A 12963-nucleotide genomic window follows, 5' to 3' on the forward strand; every position below is an offset into this window, starting at 1 on the left:
ATGCGGTAGAGAGGACTCGAACCTCCACGGGTATACACCCACTACCCCCTCAAGATAGCGTGTCTGCCATTCCACCACTACCGCATAATATAAGGGATACATCATTTCGTTACTTCATAAAAATGGTGAGCCATGAAGGGCTCGAACCTTCGACACCCTGATTAAAAGTCAGGTGCTCTACCAACTGAGCTAATGGCTCTCGATGACAATCGTGCGGCTGCCATATAAGAAAGTGGTGTCCCGTAGAACCGACGGGGTTCTCATCCCGAGGTTATATAGAAAGTGGTGACCCGTAGGGGATTCGAACCCCTGTTACCTCCGTGAAAGGGAGGTGTCTTAACCCCTTGACCAACGGGCCACTTTAACCACGTCGCCGTGACGACAAGATTGAGTATAGCATAATTTCAAAAATGCTGGCAAGCTTTTTTTTCGTAAATTTTAATATTTATTTTCGGGGCTTTTTCGGCTTATAAATCAGCCTAAAAAATCCGGCGTTAACTTCTCTTCTTGAACGCGATTTCCTTCGAGTTCCACATGATATGCATGTGCATTTTTCCTTGAGCTTACGATCCTATGCAGCCGTCCGTCCATAAAATGCAAAGCAACCCCATCATCAGCAGCATATCCTGCTTGTGCCTCACCTTGAAGCACAAGTTTATGATAGGCAGGTCTTCTTTTGCTCTCACCATCATAATGCGGGCAATGACTGCCTCGTAATATACCCAAACCCTCAAGCTTGTACAAAGGCGCGTTCAATGGGTTCGTCACCCCTTGCTCAAACCAGCAATTGGAACCAGCGCTTAACCCAGTTAAGATGACACCCTGTTCATACGCCTCCTGGAGTATCTGATCCAGGCCCCATTCCTTCCACAAGACCAGCATATTGCGGGTATTGCCCCCGCCAACATAGATGATATCCTTCTCGAGTACAAAAGACCGAAGATCGGCAAAGTTCGGCTGGAAAAGCGACAGATGAATGGGAGTACACGGCAGTGTCCGGAAAGCATGATAGAAACGTTCAATATAACCATCCGCATCCCCGCTTGCTGTCGGAACAAAACACACCTTAGGCATTTCTTTCGGTACTTGGTCCAAAATATAGCGATCAAGCAGCAGATTATCCGGTTCCATCGAGAAACCGCCGCCACCCATGGCAATTATCTGTTTCATTGTTCTCTGCCCCCATTTACGCTAGGCCAAAGAGAGAGGGATACTCTCTCTTTGGTCGAGACTGCGAAGAATGCCTAACGCTGCTTATGCTCCGACGAACCCTATCCAGGATTCTCATCCCTATGCAAAAAAAGCTCCCGATCACTTGGTGATGGGAGCTTTCTTCGATGTAACGCTCAACGGAGAGAGAGGGATTCGAACCCTCGCACCGCTTACGCAGTCTAACCCCTTAGCAGAGGGTCCCCTTATAGCCACTTGGGTATCTCTCCATATGGCTCCCCGAACAGGACTCGAACCTGTGACAACTCGATTAACAGTCGAGTGCTCTACCAACTGAGCTATCAGGGAACATTAAGTTGGATATTAATAATTTATCATGACTTCGTAGGGGAGTCAAGCTTCAGAAGCGTAAGGCGTCCGGCGCACTTTCCGCACCGATAACGAGCCGGATTCATCTTCCGTTTACGAAGGTATTCCGTCCCGCAGGCACTGCAGCGAAGTTTATATCGATAAGGTTCCGGCTCCCGACGGCCCGCAGCCTTGCCCTTCGGCAAGGACTTGCAGAAACGGCTCCCTCCAACGGCTTGCAGCAGGTTTTTGAAATCAGCGTCCCGATGCCGATATCCCCTGCCCGCAATATGCAGATGATAATGGCACAGCTCATGCTTGATGATCTTCTCCACCTCTTCCCTGCCATGCGTAGCCAGCTGATGCGGATTGATCTCGATATGATGGCTTTTCATGAAATAGCGGCCGCCTGTTGAGGACAATCGCCGGTTAAACGTCGCCTTGTGCCTGAACGGAACCCGGAAGCTCTCCAGCGAGACTTTCTCAACCCATGCCTGCAGTTCTTCATTGCTCATCTCGTTCTTCGTCACCATGTCTTTCCTTCCTTTTGCCTTATAAATGCTACTTGAATTTTAACTTCTCTCTGGGCTACACTGTCAAGTAGAAAGTATGGAGGGAGAACCTGCAATCATGCCAAACATGCGCTACGTTATTTTAAAAGGACAGGACGAGCTGTTATTTGTCGAAATGCCCAGTGACTATGCTTACCAGCTCAGTGCTTTAAATTTACGCCTCAATAAGGAAATCGATAAACTCACCGCCGCAGGCAAACCTCAGCTGCCACTTGCTGTAGCCGAATGCGACAATCTGGATTTGCTGCAGGAATCGCTGAGCATTCAAGGTGGTCTGGAATACATAAATGAGCTTGAGCAAGCCTTTGCTTCCCTTAAGGAAACGGAATATCCACTCATCTCGCTGCTTACCGAAATTCGGGCTCTCCAAGCGCAGCTTGAGCAATGGTACGAGGAAGAAGCGTTATAATCGAGGTAGACCTGCACGCTTTGGGCTTTTTCCCCATATGCTATCCATACAGATGGAATTAGCAAGAGGAGGAGATACCCTTGCCGCAATGGCTCTGCAATCAATTGACACGCGCTTTTCGCAAAAAGGACAGACGTCAGATCAAGCTGCTGAACGAATGCTGGTACTTTTACCGGAATTCCCCGGGCGAAGAAAATTCGAATGCCCGTTAGGGCACTGCAACCGATCCATAGGTATGACAATAAGCCGGACATCCTGTCCGGCTTATTTTTGCATTGTATTATGATGGCTGAATGGTGGGATTTTGCACTTATAGATCGCTGCGTTTAGCTGGCCAGGACCCCTGAAGCTTCCGGAGAAAAACAATTTGCCCCGTATGATATGCATCATGCATGATTAAGCTAAGTATTCGCTGCGGCGATTCGATGACCTCCGCCTCCGGCATCTCCTCAATCTTCTGTCTTAACGCAGCATGAACTTTCTGAAGCTGCTCCCGAGCCGTATTCCATGCGTCCTCACTTGTTTCGTGAATGAGAAACGTCTCGTCGTTACCAATCCCTTCATTATGGAGCGGTATCCCTTCCAATCTTCCTAGCAGACGCTGTTTGTAATACAGCAAATGCTGCACGTTCTCCCATATGGAATTCGCCGCCTGCCCTTCCGGTTTCCACAAAGCCTGCTCAACCGTAACATCCTTCAAGGCAGGATGAATCGGCGGATACCAATCCTCTTGCCCCATCGCATAATCCCAGTTTTGGAGCAGCAATTCCTTCATGTTCATAACCATCGCCTCCGCCTCATAATTGTAACCATCATAAATAAAATAGAACGTTACATAAAAATTAACACACTTCAGACCCCATTACAAGTAACTAGCAACATGAATATTTACTTGTTACAATAATGAGACGAGAAAGGATGAGCTTCATGTTATGGGATGATTTTATAAACAGCGAATGGCATGACTGGAGAGGCAGCGGCCGATCCGAGGATCGGCTTGCCCGTGAGGATTGGCTCACCGATTTTATAAACGAGTACAATCTCCCAATCTCCGTTCCGCTGACCCCGGATGAACTGGGGCTGCTGAGGCAGCTTCGTTCCTTCCTGTTGGCGTGTGTTCAACACATCGCCGCGGGAGAGTCTCCTTCCCCCATGGAGATAGAGGAATTAAACCGCTGGATGGCTGCCGGACCTGTTATTCGCCATCTGGAGATAGATGAGGATCAAAAATTTGTACTGGCTTATATCCTGCAAAACCCTGGCCTGCAAGAAGCGGCTGCCGAGATTGCCGGCTCCTTTGCGCAAGCCATCGAGCAAGGCGAGTTATCCCGGTTTCGCATCTGTACGAATCCCGATTGCCTCTGGGTATATTACGACGACACGCGAAACCGTTCCAAACGATATTGCGATGATAAAATGTGCGGCAATCTGATGAAGGTCAGACGGTTTCGGGCGAAGAAAAAGCAGCCATCTTCGGGCAGCGAGAGTTAAGCCGGGTGTTTATGCTGGGCGCTGTCTAACACAATATACATTTCGAACTAACTGAGGTGAGTAGTCATGAGCATCAAAAGGGTAACTCAAGCAGAATTGCCTTGGGTCAATCAACAATACGAACACATCGGCTTTCAGCCAAGTTCACTGGACAATGAAATTATTGCCATCGTCATGTCGCAAGACGACTACGCAGGGATCGGCCGATTGGTTAAACTTAATGACCACGAGGCGGAGCTCGGTGGTGTTTATATTCTGGACAAGTTTAGAGGACAGTCCCTGGCACACGAAATCGTCACGTTTCTTGTAGAGGAATCAAAAAGATTGGGCCTAGATACGGTATACTGCATTCCGTTTGAAGAGCTGCAGCATTTCTATAAGAAGTTTGGTTTTCATGAATTCGATGTATCTGCTCCCACAGTCGAACCCAAAATTCTAACAAAATATCACTGGTGTCTCGAAAGTTACGATAAAAACGTCCTGCTGCTAAAGCTGAACCATCGCTAAACCCATCGCCAGGACATATCCCCATTAGCTATTAGTACAGGGCAGTTATGCAAAAAAGAGCCGTTTCTCCCCAAAGGAGATACGGCTCTTCTATTACGCTGCAGTACCTATCACTGATCTTTCGGCTTGCGCATCGTCAATCCGACGCGGCCTTTTTTCAAATCTACATTCAGCACCCACACGGTAACGTTATCCCCCACAGAGACAACATCCATCGGGTGTTTGACAAATCCATCGCTCAGCTGGGAAATATGCACCAGGCCGTCGCTCTTGATGCCGATATCCACAAAGGCGCCAAAATCGATGACATTGCGTACCGTTCCCTGCAGCTCCATTCCCGGCATAAGATCCTCGATCTTCAGCACGTCCTGGCGGAAAATCGGCAGCGGCAGCTCCTCCCGGGGATCGCGTCCCGGACGCTGCAAGCTGTCCAGAATATCGCGCAGGGTCGGTACACCAACCTCCAGCTTCACGGCAAGGTTCTCCGGCTGCTGGGCATCCAGCAGTTCAGCGAGCTCCTTGCTGCCGAGCTTGTCCAGACTTACCTGAAGCTCCTGGAACAAACGGTCAACCACCGCATAGGATTCCGGGTGAATCGGGGTGCGATCCAGTATGTTCTCGCCTTCCGATATCCGCATAAAGCCCACGCACTGTTCATAGGTCTTGGCACCGAGACGCGGAACCTTCTGCAGTTGCTTCCGGCTGACAAATTTCCCGTTCTCTTCCCGGTATTTCACGATATTTTTGGCAATGGTGGCATTGATGCCAGCCACATAGGAGAGTAGTGACGGCGATGCCGTATTCACATCCACCCCGACATGGTTAACCGCAGACTCTACGACGGCTTTCAGGCTCTCCTCCAGATGCTTCTGGGTGACGTCATGCTGATATTGGCCCACACCGATCGATTTCGGATCGATCTTCACCAGCTCGGCCAGCGGATCCTGCACACGGCGTGCGATCGAGGCTGCGCTGCGCTCGGCAACATCCAGATCAGGGAACTCTTCTTGAGCCAGCTTCGAGGCCGAGTACACGCTTGCTCCCGCTTCATTGACGATGAGGTAAGCCAGCTCAGGGTCAGCAAGTTCCGCAATGACTTCTTCGGCTACGAATTGCTCCGTTTCACGGGATGCCGTACCGTTTCCAATGACAATAAGCTTGATGCCGTATTTTGCAATCAGCTCTTTAATCTTCGCGGCCGCCTCCTGCTTCTTGTTGGCCGGCGGCGTCGGATAGGTTACAGCTACCTCAAGCAGCTTGCCTGTATCATCGACCACCGCAAGCTTACAACCGGTACGGTAAGCCGGGTCCACGCCCAGCACACAGCGACCTTTCACCGGCGGCTGCAGCAGCAGGCTGCGCAGGTTCCCCGCAAAGATGGAGATTGCCTGGTTCTCCCCTTTTTCCGTCAGCTCACCCCGCACTTCCCGTTCAATCGATGGGGCAATAAGACGCTTGTATGAATCCTCGATCAACGCCGTAAGAATATCCGAGACGGCAGATGGACCTTTAAGCACCTGCTTGCCGATATACGCGTGAATGGAATCGGAAGGAACATCAAGCCCCACCTTCAGAATATTCTCGCGCTCTCCCCGGTTAATGGCCAAAATCCGGTGCGGCGGCATTTTCTTCGCCAATTCCCGATAATTGTAATAGTTCTCGTATACGGATTCCACTTCGGTATCCTTCGCCTCTGAGGTCAATATGCCGTGGTCCAGGCTGTATCTGCGTACCCAGGAACGAACGGTTGCGTCATCGGCAATGTTTTCGGCCAATATATCCATCGCGCCTTGCACAGCCTCTTCTGCCGAAGCCACACCTTTCTCCTCATCAACATACTTGGCTGCCTCAACCATCACATCAGCCTGCTTCGGCTGCGACCATATCCACTCCGACAGCGGCTCAAGTCCTTTTTCCTTGGCGACGCTGGCCCGGGTTTTACGTTTCTGCTTATACGGACGGTAGAGATCTTCTACCTCCTGCAGCTTAACGGCGGCCGTAATCGACGCCTTCAGATCTTCTGTTAGCTTGCCTTGCTCCTCTATGATGCGAATGACTTCCCGCTTACGGACCTCCAAATTGCGCAAATAACCTGTCCGCTCTTCAATATCACGTAATTGGTTCTCATCCAGTTCGCCTGTCATTTCCTTACGGTAACGTGCAATAAACGGTATGGTATTGCCCTCATCCAGAAGTTCAACGGTCGTGCGCACCTGTTTTTCGGACAATTGAAGCTCCTTCGCGATCTGCTTCACGATCCGTTTCGATTCTTCCTTGCGAATCTGTTCCTCATTTACTTCCACAACAGCTTCTAATTCAGACAATGATATCCCTCTTTCTTCAATGAAACTATATTTGCTATTATCCCAAACTTAAGCGCTCATTTCCACTACATCGCTCACTTCGTAAGGCTTTAAGCTGCTTTTAATGTCAATTTCATCTAATTTTAAGATTTAATTTATATTCTTATTGTACGAACATGCCGCTGCCGGATATCCACACCTCATTAAAATCAGGGGGGTCACCTTAAATGAATGACAAACATGCGATTGCCTGGTCCGTTGTCTGCCTTTTGTTTATCGCAGCGGCGGTCACTACGGCCTACATCCTCATACCTACAAACATATAATCCACCAATCTCCAGTCCCATGTAACAATTGCCGAGCCTTCAAACATACCATCCATATAAAAACCCTCAAGGAATTACTCCTTGAGGGTTTTTAGTCATAACATTCTATGTGGAAAACGTTAGTGCTTGAATGGAATCAAAAATCAATCAAGCCCAGACTTATTTGCAGGGAATCATCCACCTTACTCATCATTTCATCATCAAGATGGGTGATTTTGTCCGTTAGCCGCTGCTTATCAATCGTCCGGATCTGCTCTAGCAAAATGACGGAATCCCGGTCAAATCCATGCGACGCCGCGTCGATTTCGACGTGAGTCGGCAGCTTGGCTTTTTGAATCTGTGCCGTAATGGCTGCAACAATCACAGTCGGACTAAACCGGTTGCCGATATCATTCTGAATGACAAGGACCGGCCTTACGCCGCCCTGCTCAGAACCGACAACAGGTGATAAATCCGCAAAAAATACGTCGCCCCGTTTAACGATCACTGTCTACACCCCGCTTACTAAGCGGTCTAGAGTGTTGTCTGCATCTTCCTCCGCGTGAAACGCCTCAGAAGCCATGGTCAGGTTAATTTTGGCCATTTCCATATAACCCCGCTGCATGGATTCACGAATGTAACGTTTCTTCCGTTCATTCAGGTACAACTTCATGGCTTGCCTAATAAGCTCACTGCGGTTGGAATTTTCCAGCTGAGCGATCCCGTCCACTTCCTGCAAAAGATGATCCGGTAAACTGATCATGATTCGTTTGGTGTTCTGCATATTGGCCACCCTCTATTACACCCCCACAACCTTCTCGCCTGTGCACCAGTATTACATTATTCAAGGAAAATTATACAAAAGAATATATATGCCGAAGGTATATCAAGTATGCTGCATATCATTATAAACTACAATCGACACTTTCGTACAGACTTAAACGACATATTCCTAATTCGGGAAGGTCTGTACTTATTCCTTCTTTCCTGAATAAATTACTTAAAGTGACATGACTTGTTAAAGGTTGCTCCAGAGTGCGTTTACGGTCTTCACGGGTATATCATCACGTATATACTGACGTGGTACCCGGTGGGCGATCATGCAGACGACCTCGTAGTGGATCGTCCCCAGCTTGGACGCCAGCTCATCTGCCGTAATGCATTCGCCAGACTGCTGACCGATGAGTACAACCTCTTCACCAGCTTTAATTTGTTCCGCCTCATCGGCGAAAGGTTTGAGCGATACCATACATTGGTCCATACAGATAGTTCCGACTACAGGGACGCGGCGGCCGCGTATCAGTACTTCCACTTTACCGCTCAACATACGAGAGAAGCCATCGGCGTAACCGATGGGAAGGGTTCCAATTTGCTCTTCCTCCCCCGTTACATACTTCGTCCCGTAGCTGATACCGGAATGCGGAGGTAAATTTTTGACGTAGACAAGCTTTGTCTTTAACGTCATGACAGGGCGGAGGCTCACTGTCTTTCGATTCACCTCATCCGAAGGATACAGTCCGTACAAGCCGATGCCGACACGAACCATATCATAGGATAATTCAGGTGTATCAATCGCAGCAGCACTGTTGCCCGTATGTATGATGGGGATATGGTAGTCCTTATCCCGAAGAGCGTCCGCTACGCCCTGAAAACGGCGGTACTGTCCCAACGTATAGTCTTTGTTCTCTTCATCCGCTCTTGCAAAATGGGTAAACATTCCTTCGACAACAACCTGCGGCAGCGAAAATACTTCTTCTATAAAAGAAATTGCATCTTCGCCTGGAAGCAGGCCCAAACGACCCATTCCGCTGTCAATCTTGATGTGTACCTTGAGTGGCTTCTCCGGCTGGACCGGCAGTGCCTTTATCGCTTGGAGCACTTCCGCACTGAACAGGGTTATGGTCACATCATGCTCATAAGCGATCTCTACAGCCTCCGGTGGTGTATAACCGAGCACCAGGATTGGGCAAGAGATGCCTCCTTGCCGAAGCTCGAGCGCTTCATCCAGAAAAGCTACGCTTAAGTAAGCCGCCCCCAGTTGCTGAAGTTCGCGAGCCACTTCTACAGCTCCGTGACCATAGGCGTTAGCCTTCACACAAGCAAGCAATTTCATGTGGCTTGGCAGCGCCTCACGAAAAGCGTTATAGTTGGCGCGCAGATGGTCTAGGTTGATCTCCGCCAGGGTAGGTCGATATATCGCTTGCAATTCCAGTCACCTTCTTACCATTTTGAAAAAAGCATTATGCTTTGCAATAGATTAATGGTAATGTTCCGGGGGGCAACTGTCAATTGAGACAAACTGCTTATTTATGAGGCTCGTGGTCCCCCCGGGGTGGCGAAACTTGGTGAAACATCGGAATATCTGCAAGAAATAGCGATAGGTCCACGGACGAAGTTCCTTTATTTGGAAAAGAGGCGAATGGCCTCATTGTCGGAATGTTGCCCTCCTTCAATGCTCGGTATCCGCCTACTTCGTATTATTTACCCGATTCTCCCTGCATGGAAGCAGCGACTTTCTTCATTTCTTCGACAGGCAGATTGGCGCTCGTAATTCGGTATTCCACGCCTTCCGAATTCCAGGTCAGCGTTCTTTGCTGATCGCCGGTGAGCAGACCTACCGTCGTGAAATCGATATACACCGCCTCGCCCGGTACGAGGGAGACCGCACGATCCACGGGTCTGGATTCCATAATCGTATATTGGTACACACCGTCATACTTCAGAATAACCGCATGATCCTTGTTCTCTGGAACTTCCATCGTGTCTTTGTTCGTGACCCCTGCAGGCACATATTCCGGATAGATGATGCCGAAGGATCCCATATCGCGACCGGAAGCCGCTTCTGTCAAACCTTCGGTTCCCTGAGTGCCATTACCTTCCGTACCGGAAGCCACCGGTACCCCGTTCTCGTCCACTTCCGCCATGGTCCCCTTCGCATCGTTCATCGCACTTAGATTCTTGTTCGTATCAAACGAATCCTTTGTCAGGTTCGTATCGAAGGTAAAGGTGTTGAATTTCACCTCAACAACCACTTTCGCTTCGGAGTCTGACACTTGTACCTGTTTCGGTGTGTAGTTGTCCTTGGCGAGCCAAATCTTCTGACGAATCAACGAATGGCTGTGGTAATTGGCAGCCACATCAAACACGTAACTTTCCTTATCCTCAGCAAACTGACGGGTGTTGTCGCTCAAAATGCTGCTAAGCAGCGTTTGGTACAGATATACCTGTCCCTGATTATCCGGCCAGTCGCTCTTGAAGCGGAAGCTCTTGTTCAAGCTAGGCGTCAGAACGAACACGCCATCATCGTTGCGAAGCACGATTTGCGTAATATCCTTTTGCCCATTGGTTAAGCTGATCCGATAGTAAGATGGAGACTGGTACCATACCTCAACCTGATACTCCTGCGGCGCCGAACCGGTATGTATGGTCATAACGCCCGCTCCCTGGTAAGCGCCCTTGGCACTTTCCAGCTTATCAGCCACCTTGCCCAGATCCTTCACAACGCTGTCTGCATTCTTCTTCCCGCATCCCGCCAGTATTGTTGTTAAGCATAATACTACCGCGAGCAGCACCCATGAAATCCGGCGCATGTCATCATCCCCTTCAACACTTGTTTTGACTTGATTGATACATGTCTATGAGGGACTTGGTCACATTATGCAGACTAGCCTGACAAGCACCGCTGCGGTGGGACGCGGCAGGCGTTTACACTTCGTCTAAGTGAAAAAAAGAACCGTGATGAATCCGTCGATCGCTGATTCATCCTCGTCTCGGTTATTTGAGAAAATTTTCCAGTACGGGCGATCTTCTTCAGCCCTCTGTATAAGCATGGAAGCTAATCGACGTTAGCCATCTCTAAGGGGCTGTATTCATAGAAATGGATTTCTCAGGTGTTGCATTCGTATAAGGCGCAAACCATTTCTCATCCACATTGTCAGGTGATGGAAGACTGCGGGTGGTCGAGTCAAAAATCCAGAAGATCCCTACGCAGAATACGGCGATTCCGCATCCTGCGATAACGGACGAGCTTGCTGCAACAACGCCAAGAGCACCTCCAATTAGGCTGCCAAGCGGCATGGCAATTCCGCTGAGTCCGCTAGCTGCCGCGAACACCGTGCCCAATCTTTTCTCGGGTATCGCTTTCTGAATGACCGAATTGATGATAACGTTCGTAATGCCTCCGGGAAACCATGCCAAGCCGTATACCAGGACGACAAGCCATGTCCATGGGGTAAATACGCTGAGACACCAGGCAGCGCCAGATAAACAAAACGCTCCGGCAAAAAGATATCCAAGCGGCAGGCGCTCCAGCTTCAAATACGGAGCCAGAATCGCGCCCAACAAGCTTCCGCAAGCCTGGGCCATGAGCAGAACTCCGTATACACCCGCCCCGCCGAGGCTGTCCGCAAACGCAGGCATAACCGTAAAGGTAGCGCCGCCCGCTGCATTGATGACGATAATCCCCATCTGTACCCGTGCAAGCGGGGTTGCCAGGATGTAGCGAAGCCCCTCTTTCATGTCCGCCCAATAATTTTTAAGGGCATTTCGCATAGATTTTGAATTTGCGGTGTTATTCGTTGATGTTTTACTTACGTTGTTATCAGAAGTTTTGATAGACTTTTTGATTTTCAGTTGCGAGAATAACAGCGCTCCGATGAAAAATCCGATCGAATTCCATAAGTAAAGGGATACTGCGCCCAGCACAATAATCAATACGCCGGATATTGCGTTGCAAGCGACATCGATGCCTTGATAGGCTAAGGAGAACAGCGAGTTTCCTTGCGTCAGCTGCTTCTTATCGAGAATTTTAGGAAGGGCCGACATTTGGGCCGGATATACCCACATATTCAGCGTGGATAGAACCGGTGTAATCGCCAGCACAACGCCTACTGTCAGAAAGTCGAAATAAAATGCAAGCGGAACGATCAACAGTAGAACCGCCTGAAATAACTGGGTGTATACCAGAAGCCCCCGTAAAGGAACGCGGTCAATCATCGGACCGGATAACAGTTGAATGATTCGGGGGAGAATCGAGAGGAATCCGGCAAGTCCCGTATACAGCGTCGAGCCTCCCAGATCGTACACCAGCCACATGGCCGCTACCGCGTACAAGCTATCGCCGATATTCGTAAGGATTCGGCCAACGAACAACAGCAGGAAATTGCGATTCTTTAATATTTCCACGAAAGAAACACTCCTTGATTTAAAGTTTAGTAGTTTTGGAGAGAAGGGGCTAAAGAAACCCCTTCCTATTCGGACGTTTCCGTCGAAACCACGTTGATCCCAACCGCATATTCCTTGCTGTCGTCCCCTTTTGTCGCGAGGGTCTTGGTCACCCATTTTTCGAGCAGTTCTCTGAATTCCTTCGTCATTTCTTCGTATTGCTCGGCGTTCAGCTGCATTCTCAGGCTTATCCTTGTGCGGCTGGCCGCTGCATAATCTTCGGCAAGAACCGGGTCTACCATTTGGGTTCCCTTGGTGTTAAACCACTTCGCTTTGGATTTATAATATTTCTCTACGATGCCGCCGACGGTCCGGGTCTCCACCAAATCTATTAATCCACCATCATATAACTTCTGAATATGATAGTGAATGCTTCCCGGCGAATCTCCCAATTCATCTGCTACTTGTTTGGCAGTTTTGGCCATATCCAGCATGGTTCCGAGAATCTTCACCCGCTGAGCGCTGCCGAGCAGCTTCGCTTGTTCCACCGATATTTCGATACTCTGATTATGATCTTGATCCATGACGCAAACACTCCATTCTAAATTAAAATAGACATTCTAATTGTGTAATTCATACGGTTATTTTCGTTCATTCCAATTTAATTTATCATTCTAATTTTCTAGATCGGTATG

14 protein-coding genes and 5 tRNA genes are annotated in these 12963 nt (G+C 49.1%); 4 read left to right on the forward strand and 15 right to left on the reverse strand.

All coding sequences use genetic code 11. The annotated features are described in order from the left end of the window. Nucleotide 1: 1 nt before the first annotated feature. From AB4124_RS04230 to AB4124_RS04260, 7 genes are all read right to left on the reverse strand, one after another. Nucleotides 2-84 (reverse strand) — tRNA-Leu (locus AB4124_RS04230). A gap of 39 nt (nt 85-123) precedes the next feature. Next, nucleotides 124-199: transfer RNA gene (locus tag AB4124_RS04235), tRNA-Lys, on the reverse strand. An 84-nt stretch (nt 200-283) separates the two neighbouring features. Next, a tRNA-Glu gene (locus tag AB4124_RS04240) sits at nt 284-358 on the reverse strand. A gap of 116 nt (nt 359-474) precedes the next feature. Next, nucleotides 475-1170: a Type 1 glutamine amidotransferase-like domain-containing protein gene (locus tag AB4124_RS04245; protein ID WP_441971308.1), complete on the reverse strand. Its 696-nt coding sequence runs from the start codon at nt 1168-1170 to the stop codon at nt 475-477. 180 nt (nt 1171-1350) lie between these two features. After that, nucleotides 1351-1439: transfer RNA gene (locus AB4124_RS04250), tRNA-Ser, on the reverse strand. 3 nt (nt 1440-1442) lie between these two features. Further along, nucleotides 1443-1518 (reverse strand) — tRNA-Asn (locus AB4124_RS04255). 26 nt (nt 1519-1544) lie between these two features. Continuing rightward, entirely contained in the window at nt 1545-2051 is a 507-nt protein-coding gene (locus AB4124_RS04260) for a SprT family protein (protein WP_441971310.1), read from the reverse strand. Between the two features lie 97 nt (nt 2052-2148). Here AB4124_RS04260 and AB4124_RS04265 point away from each other — a divergent pair, with 97 nt between their 5' ends. Together AB4124_RS04265 and cmpA are read left to right on the forward strand one after the other, a co-directional pair. Further along, nucleotides 2149-2499, forward strand: a complete 351-nt coding sequence (locus tag AB4124_RS04265; RefSeq protein ID WP_071222576.1) for a hydrolase/acyltransferase — start codon at nt 2149-2151, stop codon at nt 2497-2499. 80 nt (nt 2500-2579) lie between these two features. Next, nucleotides 2580-2711, forward strand: a complete 132-nt coding sequence (gene cmpA / locus AB4124_RS04270) for a cortex morphogenetic protein CmpA (protein WP_015737250.1) — start codon at nt 2580-2582, stop codon at nt 2709-2711. 98 nt (nt 2712-2809) lie between these two features. Here the strand turns inward: cmpA and AB4124_RS04275 are convergent, their stop codons facing one another. Then, nucleotides 2810-3280 carry a DinB family protein gene (locus AB4124_RS04275; protein ID WP_441971313.1) on the reverse strand — a complete coding sequence of 157 codons (471 nt, stop codon included), beginning with the start codon at nt 3278-3280 and terminating at the stop codon, nt 2810-2812. A 146-nt stretch (nt 3281-3426) separates the two neighbouring features. Between AB4124_RS04275 and AB4124_RS04280 the strand changes: the two genes are divergently transcribed. Together AB4124_RS04280 and AB4124_RS04285 are read left to right on the forward strand one after the other, a co-directional pair. Further along, the gene (locus AB4124_RS04280; protein ID WP_441971315.1) at nt 3427-3990 is read left to right on the forward strand and encodes a CGNR zinc finger domain-containing protein; all 564 of its coding nucleotides are present in this window, start codon (nt 3427-3429) and stop codon (nt 3988-3990) included. 66 nt (nt 3991-4056) lie between these two features. Further along, on the forward strand, nt 4057-4497 hold the full coding sequence (locus AB4124_RS04285; RefSeq protein WP_098748723.1) for a GNAT family N-acetyltransferase: 441 nt from the start codon (nt 4057-4059) through the stop codon (nt 4495-4497). 110 nt (nt 4498-4607) lie between these two features. On the opposite strand, the gene AB4124_RS04290 is transcribed toward AB4124_RS04285, so the two are convergent. The 7 genes from AB4124_RS04290 to AB4124_RS04320 all read right to left on the reverse strand — a co-directional run bounded on the left by AB4124_RS04290 (nt 4608) and on the right by AB4124_RS04320 (nt 12852). Then, entirely contained in the window at nt 4608-6821 is a 2214-nt protein-coding gene (locus tag AB4124_RS04290; protein WP_441971316.1) for a Tex family protein, read from the reverse strand. 441 nt (nt 6822-7262) lie between these two features. Then, complete coding sequence (locus AB4124_RS04295) at nt 7263-7613, reverse strand: type II toxin-antitoxin system PemK/MazF family toxin (RefSeq protein WP_006212388.1); 351 nt, start codon at nt 7611-7613, stop codon at nt 7263-7265. 3 nt (nt 7614-7616) lie between these two features. Beyond that, nucleotides 7617-7898 (reverse strand): CopG family ribbon-helix-helix protein, encoded by a 282-nt coding sequence (locus AB4124_RS04300; RefSeq protein ID WP_028406492.1) that lies wholly within the window; start codon nt 7896-7898, stop codon nt 7617-7619. A gap of 225 nt (nt 7899-8123) precedes the next feature. Next, complete coding sequence (gene alr, locus AB4124_RS04305; RefSeq protein WP_076324674.1) at nt 8124-9311, reverse strand: alanine racemase; 1188 nt, start codon at nt 9309-9311, stop codon at nt 8124-8126. A 271-nt stretch (nt 9312-9582) separates the two neighbouring features. Continuing rightward, nucleotides 9583-10695 carry an outer membrane lipoprotein-sorting protein gene (locus tag AB4124_RS04310; RefSeq protein WP_076324675.1) on the reverse strand — a complete coding sequence of 371 codons (1113 nt, stop codon included), beginning with the start codon at nt 10693-10695 and terminating at the stop codon, nt 9583-9585. Between the two features lie 265 nt (nt 10696-10960). Further along, nucleotides 10961-12289, reverse strand: a complete 1329-nt coding sequence (locus AB4124_RS04315) for an MFS transporter (protein WP_441971318.1) — start codon at nt 12287-12289, stop codon at nt 10961-10963. A 65-nt stretch (nt 12290-12354) separates the two neighbouring features. Continuing rightward, a complete protein-coding gene (locus AB4124_RS04320; RefSeq protein ID WP_076324677.1) occupies nt 12355-12852 on the reverse strand; it encodes a winged helix-turn-helix domain-containing protein in 498 nt (165 codons plus the stop codon). Nucleotides 12853-12963: the final 111 nt, after the last annotated feature.

Origin of the sequence: Paenibacillus sp. 2KB_20 (assembly GCF_052115765.1) — a bacterium.
Taxonomy (GTDB): Bacteria; Bacillota; Bacilli; order Paenibacillales; family Paenibacillaceae; genus Paenibacillus_AQ.